The sequence below is a fragment of the Telluria sp. B2 genome (assembly GCF_051789535.1).
Taxonomy (GTDB): domain Bacteria; phylum Pseudomonadota; class Gammaproteobacteria; order Burkholderiales; family Burkholderiaceae_D; genus Telluria.
Genome location: NZ_CP196525.1, coordinates 3,935,959 through 3,956,208, shown reverse-complemented (window position 1 = coordinate 3,956,208; position 20,250 = coordinate 3,935,959). Strand labels below are relative to the sequence as shown.

General features: G+C 65.4%; 21 protein-coding genes. 6 read left to right on the top strand and 15 right to left on the bottom strand.

The genetic code is table 11. The annotated features are described in order from the left end of the window. Positions 1–141: 141 nt before the first annotated feature. The 3 genes from ACSUZJ_RS17635 to ACSUZJ_RS17625 form a co-directional block, all read right to left on the bottom strand. A complete protein-coding gene (locus ACSUZJ_RS17635) occupies positions 142–1,248 on the bottom strand; it encodes a DUF8808 domain-containing protein (protein WP_499416583.1) in 1,107 nt (368 codons plus the stop codon). Beyond that, a complete protein-coding gene (locus tag ACSUZJ_RS17630; RefSeq protein ID WP_499410303.1) occupies positions 1,248–1,877 on the bottom strand; it encodes a class I SAM-dependent methyltransferase in 630 nt (209 codons plus the stop codon). Before ACSUZJ_RS17630 ends, ACSUZJ_RS17635 begins: the two co-directional genes overlap by 1 nt. A gap of 171 nt (positions 1,878–2,048) precedes the next feature. Next, positions 2,049–2,654, bottom strand: coding sequence for a PEP-CTERM sorting domain-containing protein (locus tag ACSUZJ_RS17625; protein WP_499410301.1), 606 nt, complete (start codon positions 2,652–2,654; stop codon positions 2,049–2,051). Positions 2,655–2,938: 284 nt separating this feature from the next. Here ACSUZJ_RS17625 and ACSUZJ_RS17620 point away from each other — a divergent pair, with 284 nt between their 5' ends. Both ACSUZJ_RS17620 and ACSUZJ_RS17615 read left to right on the top strand, forming a co-directional pair. Continuing rightward, positions 2,939–4,024, top strand: coding sequence for a porin (locus ACSUZJ_RS17620; RefSeq protein ID WP_499410299.1), 1,086 nt, complete (start codon positions 2,939–2,941; stop codon positions 4,022–4,024). Positions 4,025–4,226: 202 nt separating this feature from the next. Next, positions 4,227–4,661, top strand: a complete 435-nt coding sequence (locus tag ACSUZJ_RS17615; protein WP_499410297.1) for a hypothetical protein — start codon at positions 4,227–4,229, stop codon at positions 4,659–4,661. On the opposite strand, the gene ACSUZJ_RS17610 is transcribed toward ACSUZJ_RS17615, so the two are convergent. Together ACSUZJ_RS17610 and ACSUZJ_RS17605 are read right to left on the bottom strand one after the other, a co-directional pair. After that, positions 4,620–5,657 (bottom strand): SDR family oxidoreductase, encoded by a 1,038-nt coding sequence (locus ACSUZJ_RS17610; protein WP_499410295.1) that lies wholly within the window; start codon positions 5,655–5,657, stop codon positions 4,620–4,622. The two genes, ACSUZJ_RS17615 and ACSUZJ_RS17610, sit on opposite strands and share 42 nt — an antisense overlap. 355 nt (positions 5,658–6,012) lie before the next feature. After that, a complete protein-coding gene (locus ACSUZJ_RS17605; protein WP_499410293.1) occupies positions 6,013–6,225 on the bottom strand; it encodes a hypothetical protein in 213 nt (70 codons plus the stop codon). 144 nt (positions 6,226–6,369) lie between these two features. Here ACSUZJ_RS17605 and ACSUZJ_RS17600 point away from each other — a divergent pair, with 144 nt between their 5' ends. The 3 genes from ACSUZJ_RS17600 (at position 6,370) to ACSUZJ_RS17590 (ending at position 8,373) form a co-directional block, all read left to right on the top strand. After that, complete coding sequence (locus ACSUZJ_RS17600; RefSeq protein ID WP_499410291.1) at positions 6,370–7,119, top strand: phosphatase PAP2 family protein; 750 nt, start codon at positions 6,370–6,372, stop codon at positions 7,117–7,119. Beyond that, complete coding sequence (locus tag ACSUZJ_RS17595; RefSeq protein WP_499410289.1) at positions 7,119–7,955, top strand: metallophosphoesterase family protein; 837 nt, start codon at positions 7,119–7,121, stop codon at positions 7,953–7,955. The genes ACSUZJ_RS17600 and ACSUZJ_RS17595 overlap by 1 nt, the downstream gene beginning before the upstream one ends. Before the next feature lie 61 nt (positions 7,956–8,016). Beyond that, the gene (locus ACSUZJ_RS17590) at positions 8,017–8,373 is read left to right on the top strand and encodes a translation initiation factor Sui1 (protein WP_499410287.1); all 357 of its coding nucleotides are present in this window, start codon (positions 8,017–8,019) and stop codon (positions 8,371–8,373) included. A 34-nt stretch (positions 8,374–8,407) separates the two neighbouring features. Here the strand turns inward: ACSUZJ_RS17590 and cls are convergent, their stop codons facing one another. The 9 genes from cls to ACSUZJ_RS17545 form a co-directional block, all read right to left on the bottom strand. After that, entirely contained in the window at positions 8,408–9,796 is a 1,389-nt protein-coding gene (gene cls / locus ACSUZJ_RS17585; protein WP_499410285.1) for a cardiolipin synthase, read from the bottom strand. After that, a complete protein-coding gene (locus ACSUZJ_RS17580; RefSeq protein WP_499410283.1) occupies positions 9,793–11,946 on the bottom strand; it encodes a site-specific recombinase in 2,154 nt (717 codons plus the stop codon). The genes cls and ACSUZJ_RS17580 overlap by 4 nt, the downstream gene beginning before the upstream one ends. A 194-nt stretch (positions 11,947–12,140) precedes the next feature. Continuing rightward, positions 12,141–12,614, bottom strand: coding sequence for a hypothetical protein (locus ACSUZJ_RS17575; protein WP_499410281.1), 474 nt, complete (start codon positions 12,612–12,614; stop codon positions 12,141–12,143). Positions 12,615–12,709: 95 nt separating this feature from the next. After that, on the bottom strand, positions 12,710–13,306 hold the full coding sequence (locus ACSUZJ_RS17570) for an NUDIX domain-containing protein (protein WP_499410279.1): 597 nt from the start codon (positions 13,304–13,306) through the stop codon (positions 12,710–12,712). 139 nt (positions 13,307–13,445) lie between these two features. Then, entirely contained in the window at positions 13,446–16,310 is a 2,865-nt protein-coding gene (locus tag ACSUZJ_RS17565; RefSeq protein WP_499410277.1) for a TonB-dependent receptor, read from the bottom strand. 314 nt (positions 16,311–16,624) lie between these two features. Continuing rightward, a complete protein-coding gene (locus ACSUZJ_RS17560; protein WP_499410275.1) occupies positions 16,625–17,293 on the bottom strand; it encodes a YiaD family glycine zipper/OmpA-like lipoprotein in 669 nt (222 codons plus the stop codon). A 128-nt stretch (positions 17,294–17,421) separates the two neighbouring features. After that, on the bottom strand, positions 17,422–17,568 hold the full coding sequence (locus ACSUZJ_RS17555) for a lmo0937 family membrane protein (RefSeq protein WP_499410273.1): 147 nt from the start codon (positions 17,566–17,568) through the stop codon (positions 17,422–17,424). A gap of 88 nt (positions 17,569–17,656) precedes the next feature. Beyond that, positions 17,657–17,884 (bottom strand): hypothetical protein, encoded by a 228-nt coding sequence (locus ACSUZJ_RS17550; RefSeq protein ID WP_499410271.1) that lies wholly within the window; start codon positions 17,882–17,884, stop codon positions 17,657–17,659. A 194-nt stretch (positions 17,885–18,078) separates the two neighbouring features. After that, the gene (locus ACSUZJ_RS17545) at positions 18,079–18,852 is read right to left on the bottom strand and encodes an outer membrane lipoprotein (protein WP_499410269.1); all 774 of its coding nucleotides are present in this window, start codon (positions 18,850–18,852) and stop codon (positions 18,079–18,081) included. 228 nt (positions 18,853–19,080) lie between these two features. Between ACSUZJ_RS17545 and ACSUZJ_RS17540 the strand changes: the two genes are divergently transcribed. Beyond that, on the top strand, positions 19,081–19,812 hold the full coding sequence (locus ACSUZJ_RS17540; RefSeq protein WP_499410267.1) for a Crp/Fnr family transcriptional regulator: 732 nt from the start codon (positions 19,081–19,083) through the stop codon (positions 19,810–19,812). 195 nt (positions 19,813–20,007) lie between these two features. Here the strand turns inward: ACSUZJ_RS17540 and ACSUZJ_RS17535 are convergent, their stop codons facing one another. Next, positions 20,008–20,229 (bottom strand): YMGG-like glycine zipper-containing protein, encoded by a 222-nt coding sequence (locus tag ACSUZJ_RS17535; protein WP_499410265.1) that lies wholly within the window; start codon positions 20,227–20,229, stop codon positions 20,008–20,010. Positions 20,230–20,250: the final 21 nt, after the last annotated feature.

Here is a 20,250-nt window from a genome sequence, read left to right as displayed (position 1 = left end):
GTAGATAAGCCCTTGTACAACAAGGGCTTTTTTATTGTCGATCTCCGATTTGGCGATGTTTGCCTGGCCTCCTGAAGCGCCCAGTTGCGGAAATGATGTCTGCAACCCAGCCAGCCGTCTCCTGTTCACTCGACGCATTGTTCATTCAAGCGCCGCATCAAGTACGGGACGCCGACCCGTCGCCGCCGGCTCCCACGGGCGCAAGCCCTGGTCCTTGGCCAGGCGGATGCGCTGCACCTTCATCGCATCGATCAGGTCTGCCGGTGAAGCGGCCGCCTCCAGCATCGGCAGGGTTTGCCCGGCTTCGAGGAAGAAGCGCTGACGCGCATCGGTCCCCGCCGACAGGAAGGCCTCTTCCCACCATTCGGTAATCCGCTCGCTGGCCCGTCCCAGGGCCGTTTGCGTGACCAGCCGGTTCGACTTCTCGTTGTTGATCTTGCGCGATGCGGGCATCAGGTTCCAGGCGTCCCCGCAGGGCCAGGCGGCAAAGGGGAAACAATGGTCGATGTCGTAGCCCTCCCGCAGGCGCTGGCCCGACCAGACACAGTAGAGGGACTTTCCGTGGGCGCGAAGCCGTTCGACCGCGGCACGCGCGAACCTGGTGTCGCGCTCGCGATCCGCCCAGGCAAGCAGGGAATACGCGGACTGGCTGATCGCCGGCCCGAGTTGCCCTGCATAGGACTCCATCAGGCGCACCCACTCCGCAACCAGAACCGGCTCGACCCACACGTTATAGTGGCTGAGCGCATCCCAGATCTGGAAAGGAACGTGGAACTCGCCGAAGCTCCACAGGAACGCATCGTCGATCCGCAGGCTTGACGGTGTCGGCGTGCGGCGCTGGTGCCTGATGTGGAAGATGTTTTCATCGCTCGCCGGCCAGCGCAGGTACCTGACCGGCATCTCGCGGACCAGCCTGGCGATCTCCCACAGGCTGCCGTGAAGGTGGCGCGCCGTGTCGTCATGGAACTGCATGCCTGCACGCAGATCCACCGGGCGAACGGGGCGCAAGGCGGTGAAGTTTGCGGTCACGAAGCCTGGCGCATTCCCGGCCCGGTTAGGCGGCATCTGCGGAAGGCCACCCTCGATGAGCGGCTTGTACATGCGCAGCCAGAACAGCGCCACCAGGCCCATGGGCAGGACCACGGACTCCGATTCATGGCGCGCCGCACCCGCCGCGGTATCGGCGATCCGGGCGAGGATGCGCAGCAGGGCAATCTTGTAGGTCGATGACTTCCCGTCCGTGAGGATCAGGTGGCGCAGGAGCGGAAGCGCGCCCAGGCCATCATCGGGCAGTCCGAGAACCGCAGTCGTCCACGAGATGCCGGCCCGGCCCAGCCTGTCGGGCTGTCGTCGGTGCGTACCAGCCTGAGGCCGAACTGCTGGGCCAGCGCCGTCAGCTCCGGCAGCGTCACCTCATGCATGGCCCGACCGGTATCGGGAGGGCCGATGCGCAGGCTGATGGCGATACGTCCATTCGGCGACAGCAGCGTTGCCAGCTTGCGCAGGGCACGCTGGCGCGAAGCCGGCGGTACATGCATCCAGACCGCCGAGAGCAGGATCAGGTCGAAGGTGAGTCCCAGGCGACGTACCTGGGCCAGGTCCGGCAGGCTGTCGGCCATCCAGCGTATGCGGGGCGAAGGATGGCGCTGGCGCGCGAGCGTACGCATGGCGTCCGAGGGCTCGGCGGCGACGACATCGTATCCCTGGGATGCAAACCAGGCGGCATCCCTTCCAGAGCCGGCGCCGACGTCCAGAATCGTCGAGCCGGGCGGTGGCAGCTGTTCGAGCAGGGCAGGGTGCACATGCTCGAATGTCAGCGATTCGTATTGGGAGACGAGCTGTCCGGCGTTCTGATCGTAATGGGGAATGGCCTGCACGTGACCTTCGGTATGTTTTGTCGAGTCATCAATTGTAAGCCGAAGCTGGCTGCGTGGAGTAATGGATCATTCTTGCCGCAGCGCCCGCCAGCGACCGAACCGAACAGGTTCCGGGTAAACGAAAAAAGCCTGCACGGGGCAGGCTTTCCTGACAGCGTGCGTAGCGCTGATTCACACGGCACGCTTGCGCCGGCGCGACAGCATTGCACCCGCCAGTCCCGCTCCCAGCAGGGCCAGCGAGCCCGGTTCGGGAATGTCGGCGGTTTCGCGTACGCGCCTGACATACCCGCTGGCCCCGCCGCAGTATGGCGTCTCCCAGGTGCAGCCGGCGCCTTCCATCTGTTCGTCGCTATTGGCGTCGATGACCGTGAAGGTCCGCCCGCTTGAAGCGAGATCGATGTGATGAACCCCGTTGTTGAGATACATGCTGCCGCTCAGGAAGCCGTCGGCGTCGAATCGGAGCGCCATGTTCAGGTAGCCGATACCGGTTGAAAAACCACCCGTCTTCGATGTGTAAAGCATTTCCTCCCCGGCCCCCGGAAAGGTATAGCGCAGGTTCAGCAGGCCGCCGCGCGGAACCTTGTCGTAGCCATATGGATCGCTGTGGTCGAAACTGAATGCGCCGCTCGCGACCGTTCGATGGTCGAATTCGAATTCGAGCGTGAATCCCCATGGAAGCTCATCGTTCAGAGCCTGCCATTCATAAATGACGCCAGCCTGGCTGAATAAGGGAAGCAGGGAGAAGCCTATTGCTGCTAGATAAGAGCGCACTTTCATGATAACCCCTTTGTTATGACGGGTTACCAATAGCAAATTACGGGCCAAAGCTGTAAGTGCCTGAATTCTTTCGTTTATATAAGTACTGATCGTCATAAAAAATGAACGCTGTAAATATTTCCGACGGAATAAATCCTGACAGCAGATGAAATTTCTTTCTAAAAATAAATCTCGTCGGAATCTACCTACAAAAACACAAGCCATTCTGGTGAGCTGTATGTGGGCTATTCGACAGATGAACCCGCTTGAGAAGGCGTAATGTAGAGGCGTAGAGGGGATACGCCATGCTGAAGTCGCTTGTCACGATCGCTGTGCTGGGAGGAAGTGCCGCCGCTGCCTGGGCGCAGAGCGGTATCACGACGTATGGTGTGCTCGACGCCGGCGTGGTCGGCGAGGGCGGTTGCGCCAGGGGTTGTACGACGCGCGTCGGCAGCGGCATCGCCTCGACCTCGCGCATCGGCATCCATGGCAGCGAGGCGGTCGGCCAGACGACCTCGGCGATCTTCGGCCTGGAGACAGAAATGCGGCTCGATACCGGCCGCGCCGCCGGACGCGAACAGGGGAAGGGCGAACGTCTGGAGCACCAGGCCTGGGTCGGCCTCTCCGGCGAGTTCGGGGCGATCACGATCGGGCGCCAGTACAACCTGCAGTACCTGGCGCTGACCGATGTCGCCGACCCCTTCAAGGGCGGCACCGCCGGCAGCGCGACCAACCTGATCGGCGGACCGCGCCGCACCGACAACAGCGTCCAGTACTACAAGACCTTCCCGAACGGTTTTTCGGGCGGCGTGTCCTGGGCCGCGCGCGACCTCGACACCTCGGCGGCGGGGCGCGCCTGGGGCATGACCGTGGGCCTGTCCGCCGGGCCCCTGACGGTTCGGGCGGCGCACCGCAACCAGAATGCGGTACGCGTCAACCTGAACAGCAAGACCAGCAACGACACCAATTCGAAGAACTCGATCCTGGCCGCCAACCTGCGCCTGGGCTGGGGCACCGCCTACGCCGCCTACAGCATGAGCCGCGGCTGGGCTAGTTCGCCCCTGTTCAACCCGGACAATCCCTATGGCGCCGGGATCGCCCGCACGCCCTCGAACAGCAGCCGCGACGTGCTGTTCGGCCTGGCCATCCCGATCGACCATTCCGTCACCCTGCTCACTTCGTATATCCGCAAGAACGACCGCGACCTCGCCAACCAGGACGCCAACCAGATGGCCATCGGGGCGAGCTATGCGGTGTCGCGCCGCACCGACTTCTACGCGGCCTATTCGCACATCAGGAACCGCAACGGCGCCGGTTACACGGTGGGCAACGCGAGCGCGCCGGGCAGCGGCAACAAGGCCTTCAATATCGGCATGCGCCACGCGTTTTAGAGCGCCTAACAAAACCTCCATGGCTGCGTTGCATCGTCTCGCCGTACAGGTGTACTGTCTTCGACGCTGCGCCTTGCCCTGAAGGTTTTGTTAGGCGCTCTTAAGCAGTTTTCAACCAGGCGCCGGAAAGCCTGCGCTGCGACGCGCGCACAGGAAAGCCTGTAGTCTGACACTATCCGCTAACAATCTGTATGGAGGCATCATGACTGGAGCCAGCACCCTTGATCCGGACAACTTTCCGGAACGACCTGACCGTAGCCTGGGCAAAGGCCACGGCACCGACGCCCTCGGCCCGAGCGACCTGTCCGACACCGGCAGCGACGTGATGGGCGGTTCGGGCTTTGCGTCCAACCTCGACGACGACCAGCTGGTCCATCTCGACCGCGGCACCAACGAGGAGGAGGAAAGCTCCGCCGGCGGCACGGCCGGGCCCGACGTCGGCGACGCCAACTTCTCGTCCGACAGCGACATGGGCGGCACCGGCGAGCGCGCCAGCGCCGGGCGCGATACGGTGGTCGAGGATGGCGCCGACATCGGTACCGACCGCGTCGAATCCATCCCCGACCTGCCGCTCACGGAAGACGATACCGACTTCCTAGCGAGCAAACCGCCGGGACAGTCCACGGGCCGCGAATAAGGCCCCGACCAGCGCGCCGCCGCCCAGCAGGGCGGTGGTCAGCGGCCTGGAGCGCAGCGCCACGGCGGTGTAGGGCGAGCTCTCCGCCACGTGGCGCTCGGTCATGCCCTGGCGCTGGCGCAGCGTCTGGCTTGGATCGGGCGCGTGCAGCGCGTCGCGCCGGCCCGGCGCCTTGTCGAACTTCGATTTCTGCTGCCTGAACATGGCGGCGTTCATGAAGTGGTCGAGCATGCGCGGCATGTAGGCATTGCCCGAGGAAATCATCTTCGAGGCGCCGCCGACGAAGATGTCGCGCTTCGGATGCTGGGCGCAGTAGAGGATGGCCTTGGCCACGATCTCCGGCGCATACACGGGCGGCGGCAGGACCGCTTCCTTGTCCATGTAGTTCTTCGCGTGCAGCGTGAACATGGTGTCGATCGCGGCCGGCTTCACCAGGGTCACCGAGATCGGCGCTTCCTCCTTTTCCAGTTCCATGCGCAGCGAGTCCGTGAAGGCCTTGACCGCGTGCTTGGAGGCCGAATACATGCCCTGCAGCGGCGCGGCGCGGTCCGACACTTCGCTGCCGACGTTGATCAGGGCGCCGCCGCCGCGCAGCTTCATGCGCTTGACCGCTTCCAGCGAGCCGTGCACCACGCCCCAGAAATTGGTCTGGAACAGGCGCATGTGGTCTTCCAGCGCCACTTCCTCGAGACGCCCGAAGGTGCCCACGCCGGCATTGTTGACCCAGGTGTCGATGCGCCCGAACCGTTCCATCGCCGTCTGGCCGATGCGCTCGACGTCGGCCGGGTTGCCGACGTCGGCGGCGACGGTGGCCACCTGGCAGCCCTGGCGGCGCAGCTCGCTGGCCAACTGGTCGAGGGCATCGCCGTTGCGGGCCGCCAGCACCAGCTTGGCGCCCTGCTCGGCGGCCATGCGTGCGGTCGTCAGGCCGATGCCGCTGCTGGCGCCGGTAATCACCATCACCTGTTCACTGATGTTGCGAAGTTTTACGGACATGTCGCTTTCCTTTCCTTTGGGTGGAGTCGGATAGCCCGCGCCATGGCGGCCGGGCCACTACCTGTCTTGTCGAACCAGACATGGTCGTGTTCATGCGCCGTATTTCAAGCCATTTTTGGCCGGGCTGGCGCGCCGTAGGTGCAGGGATACAGGTGTTGCATGCGCTCCGGCGCCAGGGGAGGGAAGCCCAGTTGTGCGCGAAAGGGCCGCGTTCGCTGATAGGATCAATGCGCGGCGGCAGAGAGAACGATGCGCCGCGGCCGGAAACGCAAACGGCAGCCGCGATGGCTGCCGTGATGTGATGGCCGCGCCCCGGCCGGTGCGCAAGGGCGCCGGCCGAGGGCGAAGGAATGCGTCAGTGTGCTTTCGAAAGGATCAGCAGCCAGCGGCCGAACAGCAGTACTTCGACATGCCCCGCCTCGATGCCGGTATCGCATTCGATGATGGGATTGACCGGGTAGAAGCGCTTGCGGAAGTCACGCGTGAGCGAGAGTTCGCGGCGGCCGAAGCGCATCATGAAAGGAGCAGGAGCGTATTCCAGGCCGAAGGAGTTGTTCAGAGTGGTCATTGACGGATCCTTTATTTGTTTGTTGTGTTGGTCAAGTGACTAAAGAATAGCATAACTACTGTATAAATCTACAGGTACTGTACAAATAGCCAGTAAAATTTTTTAACTGTGGTGTTTTTGCCATCCGCCCCCATTTGCCCGAGCATGGACAAATCGCTTACCGCCCGCCTGCACCGCTTCGCCACCGCCCGCGTCTCGCCCGAGGAGGAGTTCGGGCTGCACCTGACGGTCGGCGTGCTGGTCTTGCTGCTGGCGATGGCCGGTTTTGCCCGCATTGCCGGCGCGGTCGTGGCGGGCGCGCCGATTACCCAGCTCGACGTCGAACTGGCGAACTGGCTGCATGCGCATGCCCACCAAAGCCTCATCCTGCGCAACTTCATGATGGGCATTACTCACCTGCACAGCACCCCGGGCATGCTGACGCTCACCGCGCTGGCGGGGTGGTGGTTCTACAGCCGCGGCGCGCGCCACTGGATGCTCACGCTGCTGGCGGCGGTGCCCGGGGGGATGATGCTGAATGTCCTGATGAAGCACACCTTCGAGCGCGCCCGCCCGCATTTCGACGAGCCGCTGCTGACGCTCTCCACCTACAGCTTCCCCAGCGGCCACACGGTGGCCGCAACCCTGTTCTACGGCCTACTGGCCTGCTACCTCACGCGCCATGCGCACGGCTGGGCGCGGCGTGCCGGCATCGTGCTGCTGGCCTGCCTGATGGTGGCGCTGGTGGCCGGCTCGCGCCTTTACCTGGGCGCCCATTACCTGTCCGACGTGCTCGCGGCCACCGCCGAGGGCTGCGCCTGGCTGTCGATCTGCGTGACCGGCGTGGCGACCCTGCGCCGGCGCCAGGCCGCGCGCGCGCGGCGCAGCGCAACGAACCTGAACGAGGAAACCTGATGCGTACACTTGTGCATTTGTCCGACCTGCATTTCGGCCGTGTCGACGGCGCGCTGCTGGGACCGCTGCGCGACCTGATCCACAACGTCGCTCCCGACGTGCTGGTGGTCTCGGGCGACCTGACCCAGCGCGCTCGCAGCGAAGAGTTCGAGGCGGCGCGCGCTTTCCTCGACACCCTGCCGGGCCCGCAGATCGTGGTGCCGGGCAACCACGACATCTCGCTGTACAACGTGTTCCGCCGCTTTGCCAAGCCGCTGGACCGTTACAAGCGCTACATCACGGATGACCTCGATCCGGTCTTCGTCGACGACGAAATCGCCGTGGTCGGCGTCAACACGGCGCGCTCGCTGACGATCAAGGACGGGCGCGTCAACCGCGAGCAGGTGGCGCGCATCCGCGACCAACTGGCCGGGCTGGATCCGCGCGTCACCCGCATCGTCGTCACCCACCATCCTTTCGACCTGCCGGAAACCTTCGAACAGCGCGACCTGGTCAACCGCGCGCCGATGGCGATGGAAGTGTTTGCCGAATGCGGCGTCGATGTGCTGCTCGCCGGCCACATGCACGTGAGCCATGCCGCCAGCACGGCCATGCGCTACCAGATCGACGCCTATGCGGCCCTGGTGGTGCAGGCCGGCACCGCGACCTCGACCCGCGGCCGGGGCGAGACGAATTCCTTCAACATCCTGCGCGTCGAGCACGAACGGGTGGAGGTCGACCGCTACGGCTGGGATGTGCTGGAGGGCGTGTACCGGATCGTCGTCACCGAGAAATTCGTGCGCAGCGGGAACGTCTGGGCGCCGGCCAACGAAGGCATGCTCGCGGCTGGGCTATAGAGCAGTTGGCCGCGTGCTGCTACACTCGCGCCTTTCACAGCGCAACAGACTCGAGTAAAACATGAAGAGCAGTTCGAACGGCGGCCTCGTCTATTCCACCGATGGCGGGCGCATGTGCCCCGCATGCCGGCAACCCCTCGCGCAGTGCGCGTGCAAGGCCAACAGCGCGCCCAGGGGCGATGGCGTGGTGCGCGTGTCGCGCCAGACGAAGGGGCGGGGCGGCAAGTGCGTCACGCTCGTCAAGGGACTCGCGCTCGATGCTGCCGCGCTGGCCCTGCTGGGCAAGCAGCTGCGCACCGCCTGCGGTTCGGGCGGCACCGTGAAGGACGGCGTGATCGAGATCCAAGGCGACCACTGCGACCTCGTGATGGAGGCACTCGGGAGGCAGGGGCACAACCCCAAGCGCGCCGGCGGCTGAGGCCTGACCCAGAGCGCTCGGAAGCATATAGAGTTCAGATCCAGTATTCGGTCAGGCGCGCAGCCCATTCCTTCACGCGGTCGGCCCAGGGCCGGTCGCGCCACTGTTCGAGCGTGACCTCTTTCGACGAGCGCAGGTCCTCGTTGAAGGCGTTCTCCATGTCGCGCCCGAAGGCCGGGTCGATCACCACGACATTCAGTTCGTAGTTGTGGATGAAGCTGCGGCGGTCGATGTTGGCCGAGCCGATGGTCGACCAGGCGCCGTCGATGACCGCGGTCTTCGCATGCAGCACCGCCACCTGGAGCTGGAAGATGCGCACGCCGCCGGCGAGCAGCTGGTCGTAGAAGGCGCGCCCGGCGTGCATCACCAGGCCGTGGTCGGACACGCCCGGCAGCACCAGCTTGACGTCGACGCCGCGTTTGGCGGCCCCGATCAGGGCATCCACGGTCTGCTGGTCGGGCACGAAATAGGCCGACGTGATGTGCACCGACTTCTTGGCCTCGTTGATCGCCACCAGCAGCGACTTGTAGATTTCCGAATGCCGCCCCGGCTCGGTAGCCAGCACGCGCACGAACTTCTCGCCGGCCGGCGCCAGGCGCGGGAAGTAGTCGACCTGGGGCAGCTCGCCCGCTTCCTGGCGCACCCAGTTGTTGATGAAGGCCCACTGCAGGGTCGCCACCGCCGGGCCCTCGATCTTGATGTGGGTGTCGCGCCAGCCGACCTTGTCCTTGTCGACCTTGTCCGGCTTGCGTTTCGAGCGGAACAGCGAGCTGTTCGCGTAGTCGGCGCTGATGTTGATGCCGCCGGTGAAGCCCACGCTGCCGTCGACCACCAGGATCTTGCGGTGGTCGCGGTTGTTGATCGACCAGTTGCCCTTGGCCTTGGCCGGGTTGATGGGATTAAAGGCCAGCATGTTGACGCCGGCCGCGCGCATGTTGTCGAAGAAGGCCTGGGGCGTGCCGATGGTGCCGACGCTGTCGTACATCACGTTCACGACCACGCCCTGGCGCCGCTTTTCCATCAGGAGCTCGGCGAACTGCAGGCCGATCGGATCCTGGTCGAAGATATAGGTCTCGAGGTTGATCGAGGTCTTCGCGTTCCTTACCGCGTCGATCATCGCGCGCAGGGTGGCCGGACCGTCGAACAGCAGCTGGACGTTGTTGCCGGCGATCAGGGGCACGCCGGTGGCCTGCTCCTCGAGCACGGCGAGCTGCTTCAGGTCGGGCGTGGCATTGGCCCAGCGCCGCGCCAGCAGCTTCGCGGCCTGCGCCTGCGGCATCGGCCCCTTGGCGGTGGCGACCGTGGGCGCCGACCTGGCCGGGCTGTCGGGCAGTTGCTCGACATCCGGCAAGGTCTTGCAGGAAGCGACGGCGCACAGGAAGGCGAAGGCGGCGACCCAGATCGAGACACGTTGCTTGTTCATTTGGTTCCCTTTGTAGCCGTGGGCGCGACGTCGATGACGTCCACGTCCTTCGGGCCGAAGAAGAAGTCGAGCGGCGCGTGCAGGAAGCGCCGGCCGAGGGCGCGCAGCAGCAGGATGCCGCGCGTGAAACGGATCTTGCGTGCCCGCAGCGCCACCGACAGCGCCAGGTGGAAGCTGACGATCAGGTTGACGGCGCCGATCAGCGCCACGCCCAGCGCGGCGTTGGCGATCATCGGCCAGCTCATCTGGTAGTCGAGGCCGACCAGGGCGGTGGCGAAGTTGGCGGTCGAGAAGGTGACGTGGCGGATGTCGAGCGGCAGGCCGAGCAGGTAGCCGACGGTGCCGGTGGTGCCGAGCAGGATGCCGAAGAAGAAGTTACCCATCAGGCCGCCCAGGTTGTTCTCGATGTACACCGACAGGCGTGCCTGCCGCTTGCTGCCCAGCAGCCAGCCGAGCCAGCGCAGCTGGCGCACGCGCTGGCCCATGCGGGTGTACAGGGCCTTGTTGTCGTAGTAGCCGGAGATCAACCCGGCGACGAACAGCCAGACCCCGGCAATGGCGGCATAGAACAGCGCAGGCGTGTGCAGCGGGTCGATGTCGTGCAGCAGGTGGTGGGCCTTTTCGGGCGTGACCAGGTGGTGGCCCATCATCTGCTGGTAGGCGATGGCGATCACCAGCGCGGTCGGGAAGGCGACCACGACGTTGCCCAGCACCGAGACGATCTGGGTGCGGAAGACCTTGTTGACCAGCTCGGCCATGCTGTCGAAGTCGATGTCGCGCCCGTCGCGGCTGTGCAGGCCGGCGGCGATGCGCTGGGCCGTCATGGCCGGCTGCTTGGTGGCGATGGTCCAGTGCAGCATGTGCACGAGCATGAAGCCGAGCGAGTAGTTCATGCTGAACAGGAAGGACTCGACCAGAGGCGCGGCGCGCAGGTAGCTCAGCAGGATCTTGAACATCGCCATGAAGCCGACGATGAAGCCAGCCCCGGCCGAGGCGCCGAACATGCGGCGCAGGCCGCCGCGGCTTTCGGCGATGTAGTGCTCGCCGGTGCGGCTGGCGTTTTCCGTGACATTGCGCGCCAGCAGGTCGATGTTGTCGCGGAACAGGCCGCGCACCTGGTACTTGGTGTTGTGCGCCTCGACCAGTTCCTGGGCCAGGGCCAGGGCGGCGGCGCGGCGTTCGCTGACGACCGGCGGCGCGTTCGGAACCGTCGTCGCGGGCAGCAGCGTGCCGGTGTATTCGATGCTGTCCTGCTCCGAGGTCTCGATCGGGACCGCTGCGTGCGTCACCGGGGCGGGCAGCGCGCGCGGCTGGGCCGCCTCGCTGACGTCGACCAGGAACAGCAGCTTGCGCAGGCGCCCGATGCTCTGGGTGATCGCCACCAGCAGATAGGTCAGGGCCACGCTGGTGCCGAAGGACAGGGAATTGCGGCGGATCTTGGCGACCACGTCTTCGCACTGGTCCAGCATCACCAGCAGGTGGCGGGCGTCGTCGGGACGCTCGGTCGTGCCGTCGAGATAGCGTCCGTAAGCGTCGAGGTAGGCGTTGACCTCGATGTTCTGCATCAGGAAGGGCGAATCGAAGTCCTCGATCTGGCTGTAGCTGTGCACCAGGCGCGGCTCCAGGCCGAGCGCGCAGACCCGGCAGGACAGGGTGCGGATGGCGTCGAGCATGCCGCTGACCGTCACGTAGCGCGCGCGGTCGGGCGAGGCGTCCTGGGGCGGCGGCGCGTTGGCGACGACGTCGAACAGGGCCAGCCAGTCGGCGTCGGGCACGGCGCGGATCCACTCGTGGTCGGTCTCCTCGTACAGCACGCGTTCGAGCGCGTCTGACAGGTAGATGTCGTCGAGCGCCGGCGGCAGCACGCGGTAGGCGATGCGGCGTTTGAGCTCGGTAAAGAAGCCGTCGTTGGAAAGGATGCCGACGTCGCTGTACAGGCTGGTATGGCGGCGCTTCTCGAGCAGGGTGACGATGTAGCTGCGCAGCGCCCAGGCCTGCTGCGGGTTCCCTTTCAACAGTTGCGTCAGGGTGCGCACTGCGGCGCGCGCATGTCCGCGGTCGCGCCGGCGCGGGCGCAGGCAACAGACCAGCTCGACCAGCAGGTCGATGCGGTCGCTGTGCGGGTCGATGCGTTCGAGAATGGCGAGCATAAGTAGTCCGGTCTCCGGGATAGACAGTGTAAGCGTGAGGCCGCCGGAAAATTGGTACGGCAACGAACAGACTGAGCAGGTGATGGCGAGAAACGAGCAAGAGGCGGGCTGCCCCGCGGCCGGGCTGCGCGGGGCAGCCCGGCCGCGGAGGCACTATAACCGATCGTGGCCGCCGCCGTGGAGAGCGGGCCCGCTCAGGTGAAGGAGAGCAGGAAGGCGGTGAACAGGAAGCCGGCGGCCCAGCAACCGAAACCGCAGGTCACGGCCAGGGCGAGCGCGCCGTTCCAGCCGCGGCGCTGGTAGCGCCGGCCGTAGCGGCGGCGCACGGCGGCCCATTGCGGCCAGGCGGCGCCCAGCAGCCAGAGCAGCAGCCAGGCCAGCGCCAGCCAGTGGAACAGTGGCGAATCGCCGTTCAGGCGGCGGTTGATGGCGCCGGCCAGCAGTTGCAGCGCCAGCATGGCCAGGCTGGCGCGGAACCAGCGGCGCGCGCCTGCCGCCGCGTGCGCGTCGCCAAGGATGCGCCAGTTGTGCATCAGGAGCCAGGAACCGAAGGCCGGGGTGAACACCAGGCTCCAGGCCGCGACGGCCGAGGGCCGCCACAGCGCGGCCCGGTCCCCGGCGAGGGCGCTTGCGTGATCCGGATCGGAAACCTGGCAGGTGTCGCGCATGATGGCGATAGGAAATGTTGCCGAAGTGAAGCAACACTATCGCGTGCCTGCGCGGCGCCGGCCTTGCGCGGCGTCGAAGCGCCACGCGAGCTGGGTCAAGCCCCTGGAGCGCCGCGCGCCATCAGGTGCAGCTGCAGGTACTGCAGCAGGACCACGGTCTTGACGTCCTCGATCTCGCCCCGGGCCAGGCGCGCGAACACCTCGTCGTAGCCGAGCTCGACCACTTCGATGTCCTCGCCCTCGTCCTCCTTGCCGCCGCCTCCGTCGCGGCGCTGGGCCGGCGTATAGCGGGCGACGAAGTAATGCACGCGCTCGGTGGCGACGCCGGGGCTGGCAAAGAGCGTCATCACATGCTCCACCTGCGCGATGTCGTAACCGGTTTCCTCGCGAATCTCGGCGCGCACGCGCTCGGCCGGATCGGCGCCCTCGAGGACGCCGGCGGCGGTCTCGAACAGGTAGCCGTGGTGGCCGGACAGGTGTGCGCCGATGCGGAACTGGCGCGTCAGGAGCACGGTGCGGCGCTCGGGGTCGTAGAGCAGGGCAGTGGCGCCGTCGGCGCTGGCATATACCTCACGCGTCTCGGTCTGCACGGCGCCGTCGCGGCGGCGCTGCTCGTAGGTGATCTTCTTGAGCGGATAGTAGTTGTCGGACAGGACGTGCTGGTCGACGATGCGGACGGGTTCCTCGTGCATGGGCGCTCCATGGGTTCGGGGCCAGCTTACACGAGGGCCTGCGTGCGCCGCGCGTGGGATGCAAGGGACGGCAGCGACGGAATAAAAAAAACGCCCGGCGGTGAGGCCGGGCGTTTTTCAGGTCAGGCGGAAAGTTCGATCAGAACTTGTAGCCAGCGGTCAGGCGGAAGTAACGACCCATGCCGTTGTGCAGCTGCGGGTTGAAGCCTTCGCTCGGGTAACGCGGATCGTACGGCGCCGCGGTGTCGAACAGGTTGCGGATGTTCGCCGACAGGGTCCAGTTCTTGAAGCCCGTGTAGGTGTAGCCGACGTTGACGGTGGTCCACTCAGGCACCGAGCAGTCGCTCACCCAGTTGGTGAACTTCGGCAGGCCGCCGACGATCTGGCCGGCCGGACGAGCGCCGCTGCCGTAGTAGCAGAACGGCGGGTCGAAGACGACCTTGTCGTCGTAGCGACGGTACAGCGAGACCGGCGACACGTAGTCGATCGAGCCGGTCACGGTGTGCACGCCCATGGTCCAGGCGGTCGACAGGGTGGCGCGGTGGCGCGGGATGTCGCCTACCGAGGTTGCCCAGTCGGCGATGCCGCCGTTGGTGCCGACCAGGTTGTTTTCCTGCTCGCCCGGACGCTCCGCGCGTTTGTACGAGATCGCGTAGTTGTAGTCCAGCTTGGTCGACAGGCGGCCCTTGTCGCCCAGCGACAGGCGGTGCGCCACTTCGAAGTCCAGGCCCGACACGGTGGTCGAACCCTGGTTCACGTAGTAGCGGTTGACGGCGCTCAGCGGACCGCTGTTCGGGATCGCGTTGCCGTTCGCGTCACGCAGCAGGTTGGCCGGGTTGTTGTCGCGGATCGCCAGGGTCGGGTACAGCTCCGGGTGGGCGACGACGAAGCCGGCCGACAGCAGCGCGGTCTCGTCTTCCTTGCGGATCTTGTAGTAGTCGATCAGGATGTCGAGGTTGCGGGTCGGATTGATGATCGCGCCGAACGAGAAGCTCTTCGAGGTTTCCGGCTTCAGGTCCGGGTTGGCGCGCGACATGCTCGAGATGCGGCGTGCGCAGTCGGCGTCCGACGCGCCCGGCAGCGGATCTTCGCCGTTCGGGCAGCGCACGGTGTCGGTGACGGTCGAGAACGACTGCACGCCGCCTTTGGCGATCTGCGACAGGGCCGGAGCGCGGAAGCCTTCGGCGTACGACGAACGGAAGGTCAGCTTGTCGTTGACGGCCAGCTTGGCGCCGACTTTCGGCACGAAGCTCGAGTCGGTCGGGTACTTGTCGTAGCGGCCGGCGAAGTCCATCTCGAAGTTCTTGGTGAACGGCGTACGCAGTTCGACGAAGGCCGACTTGACCATGCGCTGGGCATCGATCAGCGAGTTCGCCAGGCCGACGATGTTACCGGTCTGGGTCTGGATGTCCGGGGTCATCGACAGCTTTTCCTGGCGGATTTCGCCGCCGAAGGCCAGGCCGATGTCGCCGCCGGCCAGGGTGCCGATGGTGGTCGAGGCTTTCGCGTCGAACTGGGCGACCTGGGCATAGCCTTCGTTGACCACGTCACGCACGACCGACGGATCGGCTGCGGTCTCGGCCAGGGTGCGGCCTTCGTTCACGATACGGTCGATGGTCGGACGGTACAGCATGCCGCGCATGGTTTCGGTGCGCTCGCTGCGGTTCAGCAGCAGGCCGGTTTCCCAGTCGAAGTTGCCGGTGGTGCCCTTCAGGCCGGTCAGCAGGCGATAGGCCTCGTTGACGTTGCGCGAGCCGCCGGTGGTGTTGGTGAAGCGATAGCCGACAGCGGCGCGCGAGCCAGCCCATGGATTGTCCGGATGGCCGGCCGGCAGGATGACCTGATAGTCGCTCGGCAGGCCGTCGGTGCGGAACACGGTGCTCGGCGAGGTCGAGTTGATGCCCGACGGGTTGCCGGTGTACTCGCGGTCGACGCGGCTGTAGCCGAATTCGGTGAACGAGGTGATGTCCGGGGTGATCTGGACGGTCAGCTTGCCCAGGATGTTAGCGTCCTTGCCCTTGCTCTGCGCTTCGGCGTTGTTGTTGGCGTCGTAGTTGCAGAAGGTGCGGCCGTTGATCATCGAGGTCGCGGTCAGGTTGTGCGCGACGCGGTCACCGGTGATCAGCTGCGAAGGATCGCAACCCTCGGTGCGGTTGATGATGTCGCCAGCGTCTTTCAGCGTGGTGGCGAAGTTGCGTGCGCCCGGGGTCTTCTCGCGGAAGAAGAAAGCCTGGTCGGACAGGTAGCTCGAGTACGGGTTCAGACGTGCGTTGATGTCCGAGTACATGTGCGCCTTGATGTCCTTGACATCCTTGATGCCGGTGCGGTCGCGCTGCGCCAGGTCGAAGGAGATGAACGCGTTGTAGCGGTCCTTGTCCAGGTCGCCGAAGCCGAACACGCCGTTGACGTTGTTGCGGGCGAACTCGCCGTCTTCGTTGGCGCTGGTCGAGACCTTGATCTCGGCGCCCTGGTAGTCGGTCTTGGTGATGAAGTTGATGACGCCGGCGATGGCGTCCGAGCCGTAGACGGCCGATGCGCCGTCCTTGAAGATCTCGACGCGTTCGATGGCCGAGACCGGGATGCTGTTCAGGTCATAGACGGCCGACTTGCCCTGGTTCGGGTCGGCGTAGGCCGAAGCGGTGATGCGGCGGCCGTTCAGCAGGATCAGGGTCGACGACGAGCCCAGGCCGCGCAGCGACGCGGTCGAAGTGCCCTTCGAGAACGAACCGTCGGTGATGTCGTTCGAGGTGCCCGAGCCGAAGGCCGGGATCGAGTGCAGCAGTTCGGCAACGGTGTTGGCGCCGGTCGCTTCGATCTGCTTGGCGTTCATGACGCCGACCGGCGAGGAGCCTTCCTTGTCGGCGCGCTTGATGTTGGAACCGGTCACGTACACCTTGGTGACCGGTGCGGCAGCTTCCTGCTGCGCGAAAACGACGCTGGACGAAGCCAGGGTCAGGGCGACAGCGACAACGCTGCGCTTTACTGCCAGATGCTGCTTAGTCAAAAAAATCTCCGATACTTCTTGCACGAAGCGTCCTTGCCGCGTCGGCACCTGCTTGTGGCCGGCCCTGACAGCAGTGATGCGTCGTCTGTTGCTGTTTAGATAAATTGCTCAAGCAGCAAAATGCGCCTGAGAGCAACATAAAAGCATTTCGGATAAACAAAAGTCAAATCTGATTGGTCATTTGTTTGATTAATGCAACATGCATGACCTATGGTGATAGGTGTATCACCTGATAACAGCAGAAGTTGTCCATACAAAAACGGCCCATGCATAAGTCAAACTTATGCATGGGCCGCGGATGCAGCGGGAATTGCTTAGCCGCGTGCTGGCTCGGCGACGTAGATCTCGACGCGGCGGTTGCGTGCGCGGCCTGCCGGGTCGTTGTTCGAGGCGATCGGCTCGCGGTCGGCGCGACCCTCGATGGTGATGCGGCTCGGGTTCACGCCGCGGCCGGCCAGGTAGTCGCGGGTGCGGGCGGCGCGGTCGACCGACAGCGGCTGGTTGATCGCGGCGCTGCCGGTGTTGTCGGTGTGGCCGATGATCACGACGTTGGTCGCCGGATTCTCGTTGAGCGTGGTGGCGAAGCGCTCGAGGATGGGCTGGAAGTTCGACTTGATGTCCGAACGGCCGGTGTCGAACGAGATGTCGCTCGGGATTTCCAGTTTCAGGCGGTTGTCCGAGGTCTGGGACACCTGGACGCCGGTGCCCTGGGTGGCCTGTTCCATCGCCTGCTTCTGCTGTTCCATGCGCTTGGACCAGATGTTGCCGATGACGGCGCCGGCGGCGCCGCCGATGACGGCGCCCTTGGCGGCGCGGCTGCCGCCGCCACCGCCGGTGGTGCCGCCGATGAGGGCGCCGAGGGCCGCGCCGGCGCCGGCGCCGGTCGCGGTGCCGCGCTGGGTTGCGCTCATGTCGGCGCAACCGCTCACGCCGAGGGCGAGGACGGTGGCTGCAATGGCGGATTTGGTCAGGTTAGTGTGCATTTTGCTCTCCTAGAAAAAAATCCGTTTCGTAGGCGCACCCTGCGGGCACGTCCGCGAAACGGATTGGTCAAACAACTTCTTGCTGGCGCATCAATGATAACACTGAGGCGTCAATCGACCGGTTGTGGCTATATGCCTCGCCCGCTGATCAGGCGCACCAGGATCATGATCACGGCAACCACCAGCAGGATATGGATGAAGCCGCCGATCGTGTACGAGGTGACCAGGCCAAGCAGCCACAGGACGATCAAAATGATGGCAATGGTATAGAGCATGATGTGTCTCCTCATTCAACGCGCCGTGAATGGCGCGGTAGATTCAGTATGAGGCGGCCTGCTCAGCATGACCGTTCGATGGCGTACATTATGCGCCAGATTTTTGTTCGCTTCGCAATCCGGGAATCCAGCCCATGAAACCGAGCAGGCCGACAATGCCGATCAGGCAGGTCAGGAGGCCGCCGGCAACCAGGAAGATCACGTCGTGCGCAGCCACTTCCTGCCCCTGTTCCAGCGGCGGGTTCGCCGACACCAGGCCGAAGGCCGTCACAACCAATCCCCAAACGATGATGCCGATCCACGCAAGGCTATTCATGCTGATCCCCTTTTATCGATGGTGTTGTCCACATGCTCATTGTTGATTACGCGCAAATCATTCTCCGGTTAGCTCAGCAGTATTTCCGTGCGTTGGCGCACATTGCACTGAAGAAATCGCCGTGGAAAAGAATAAGGCCGGCCGTCCACGTGGACGGCCGGCCTCGGCGAACTGCACCCGGAACGGGGGAGGGGTCAGGCAGCGCGCAGGTGGCCCTTGACGATGCGCACGCGGTCGCCGCTGCGCCATTGCGGTTCGCTGTTCTGGTGGAAGGTGCGCAGGGTGCCGTCGTCCAGGCGGACCCGGATCTCGTAGCTGGTCGTGGCCTTCATGTTGCCTTCAACCTGGTTGCCGACCACCGCGCCGCCGATCGCGCCGGCGACCGTCGCCAATTGGCGGCCGTGGCCGCCGCCGATCTGGTTGCCGAGCAGGCCGCCGACGACGGCGCCGCCGGCCGCACCCAGGCCGCTGCCCTGGGCGCGCTGCTTGATCGCGCGGACCGATTCGACGTTGCCGCAGTTCGAGCACCACTTCGGCGTGTCGGCGGCCGCCACCTGCACCGGCTTCGACTTGGCCACCGTGCGCGGCGCCGGTTCGGGGATGGGCGCTGGCGCGGGAGCAGGGGCGGGCGCATAGGCCGGCGCGGCTGGAGCATAGCCCTGGGCGGCCTGCTGCGCCGGATAGGCGGGAGCGCCCGGCGCGACGCCGACGGCGCCCTGCTGGGCCAGTGGGTCGACACCGGTTCCCGGCACGGCGGGCGCGGCCTGGGTGGCCGGCGGCAGGCTGGCGGCGAGCGCGGCGCGGTCGGCCTCGCTGAGCTGGCGGCTCGCGTTGCCGCCGATCGAAGACGGGATCCAGCCCATGATGGCTGCGGTACCGACCAGGCAGAACAGCACGACGGCGAGCGCGGCGATCAGCAGCAGCGGATGGTGCTGGGCGCGCGCCGGTGGAGTAGGAATATTGTTCATGACTTGTCCTTGGCTGGTTGCAAGCCACACGCGCGGCCTGCGCCGGCCAGGCGGGCTCGCCCGGTCGACGTCAGAATTGTCCCTAGGAACAACAAGGTATTCCGTGCGTCACCGAACATACTTCCCCCTATCGGACGCTTTACTCTGATCGAAATTGTTTGCAAATGTATCCGCCGTACGCGACGCCGCCTTTTGGGCGCGAACCGTGCGGTTTACTGCGAGGGTCCGATGAATTACGCAGCTTCCACCGAGGTCGCCGAGCACAACGCCAATCTGCTGCTGGCCGCGCTCCCGCCGCAGGAGCTGGCCCAGGTGTTGCCGATGCTTGACCAGGTCAAGGTCGAGGCCGGAGAGGTGCTGTCCGAGGCGGGCGAACCCTTCCATCACATCTATTTTCCGCACGACTGCCTGATTTCCCTGCTCGGCGTGGCCGGCGGGCGCATGACGCTCGAGGTCGGCCTGGTCGGACGCGAAGGCATGCTCGGCGCCACCGTGGCCCTGGGCCACCAGACGGCCCAGGTGCGCGCCGTGGTGCAGCGTCCGGGCAGCGCCAGCCGCATGACGAGCAGCGATTTCCGCGCCGAGTTCGCGCGCAATCCGGCGCTGCAGCGGGTCCTGTACCGCTACACCGACACGCTGTTGGCGCAGGCGATCCAGATCGCCGTGTGCAGCCGCTTCCACGTGCTCGAGGCACGCCTGGCGCGCTCGCTGCTGATCACGCGCGACCGCCTGCAGTCCGACAAATTCCACCTGACCCACGAGTTCCTGGCGCATGCGCTGGGCGTGCGCCGGGTCGGCGTCACCAAGGCGGCCAGCGCCCTGCAGCAGCAGGGGCTGATCATCTACAGCCGCGGCAACATCGAGATCCTCGACGCGGCCGGGCTGGCGGCGGCGGCCTGCACCTGCTACGAGATCGTCAAGGATGCGTCGGTGGGCGCCCTGTCGAGCGCCTTCGTGTGATTCGTAGGGTGGGCGCCCCTGTGCCCACGCGTGAACGATGAACATTGTTGGTCCGCCTTGATGCGCCAACACCATGCGAATATCACGCGTGGGCACAGGGCGCCCACCCTACGGGTCTGTTGCCGGTGGCAGGTTTGTCCACAAACAAAAAACGCCCCGCAAGCGGGGCGTTCTCACGTTCGGCAACAGAGAACCTTAGTTGGTCTTGCCGGTCTGGTTGCCGATCACGCCGCCGACTGCTGCGCCGCCGACCGTGCCGACAGCGCTGCCGCCGGTCAAGGCGCCGCCGATGACAGCACCGGCGCCGGCGCCGATGGCGGTGTTCTTGTCCTGCTGCGACATGCCCGAGCAGCCGGTCAGGCCCAGGGCCAGGGTTGCGATGGTTGCGCTCACTGCCAGTTGTTTGATGTTTTTCATGATGATCTCCTGTGGTGGGTT

What these genes read in the sequence shown, in the direction of transcription:
- ACSUZJ_RS17540 (WP_499410267.1), top strand. Translation starts at nt 19,081, where the DNA reads ATGAATTACGCAGCTTCCACCGAGGTCGCCGAGCACAACGCCAATCTG.
- ACSUZJ_RS17560 (WP_499410275.1), bottom strand. Translation starts at nt 17,293, where the DNA reads ATGCACACTAACCTGACCAAATCCGCCATTGCAGCCACCGTCCTCGCC.
- ACSUZJ_RS17570 (WP_499410279.1), bottom strand. Translation starts at nt 13,306, where the DNA reads ATGCACGAGGAACCCGTCCGCATCGTCGACCAGCACGTCCTGTCCGAC.
- ACSUZJ_RS17535 (WP_499410265.1), bottom strand. Translation starts at nt 20,229, where the DNA reads ATGAAAAACATCAAACAACTGGCAGTGAGCGCAACCATCGCAACCCTG.
- ACSUZJ_RS17545 (WP_499410269.1), bottom strand. Translation starts at nt 18,852, where the DNA reads ATGAACAATATTCCTACTCCACCGGCGCGCGCCCAGCACCATCCGCTG.
- ACSUZJ_RS17600 (WP_499410291.1), top strand. Translation starts at nt 6,370, where the DNA reads ATGGACAAATCGCTTACCGCCCGCCTGCACCGCTTCGCCACCGCCCGC.
- ACSUZJ_RS17620 (WP_499410299.1), top strand. Translation starts at nt 2,939, where the DNA reads ATGCTGAAGTCGCTTGTCACGATCGCTGTGCTGGGAGGAAGTGCCGCC.
- ACSUZJ_RS17595 (WP_499410289.1), top strand. Translation starts at nt 7,119, where the DNA reads ATGCGTACACTTGTGCATTTGTCCGACCTGCATTTCGGCCGTGTCGAC.
- ACSUZJ_RS17580 (WP_499410283.1), bottom strand. Translation starts at nt 11,946, where the DNA reads ATGCTCGCCATTCTCGAACGCATCGACCCGCACAGCGACCGCATCGAC.
- ACSUZJ_RS17605 (WP_499410293.1), bottom strand. Translation starts at nt 6,225, where the DNA reads ATGACCACTCTGAACAACTCCTTCGGCCTGGAATACGCTCCTGCTCCT.
- ACSUZJ_RS17575 (WP_499410281.1), bottom strand. Translation starts at nt 12,614, where the DNA reads ATGCGCGACACCTGCCAGGTTTCCGATCCGGATCACGCAAGCGCCCTC.
- ACSUZJ_RS17590 (WP_499410287.1), top strand. Translation starts at nt 8,017, where the DNA reads ATGAAGAGCAGTTCGAACGGCGGCCTCGTCTATTCCACCGATGGCGGG.
- ACSUZJ_RS17625 (WP_499410301.1), bottom strand. Translation starts at nt 2,654, where the DNA reads ATGAAAGTGCGCTCTTATCTAGCAGCAATAGGCTTCTCCCTGCTTCCC.
- cls (WP_499410285.1), bottom strand. Translation starts at nt 9,796, where the DNA reads ATGAACAAGCAACGTGTCTCGATCTGGGTCGCCGCCTTCGCCTTCCTG.
- ACSUZJ_RS17615 (WP_499410297.1), top strand. Translation starts at nt 4,227, where the DNA reads ATGACTGGAGCCAGCACCCTTGATCCGGACAACTTTCCGGAACGACCT.
- ACSUZJ_RS17610 (WP_499410295.1), bottom strand. Translation starts at nt 5,657, where the DNA reads ATGTCCGTAAAACTTCGCAACATCAGTGAACAGGTGATGGTGATTACC.
- ACSUZJ_RS17555 (WP_499410273.1), bottom strand. Translation starts at nt 17,568, where the DNA reads ATGCTCTATACCATTGCCATCATTTTGATCGTCCTGTGGCTGCTTGGC.
- ACSUZJ_RS17550 (WP_499410271.1), bottom strand. Translation starts at nt 17,884, where the DNA reads ATGAATAGCCTTGCGTGGATCGGCATCATCGTTTGGGGATTGGTTGTG.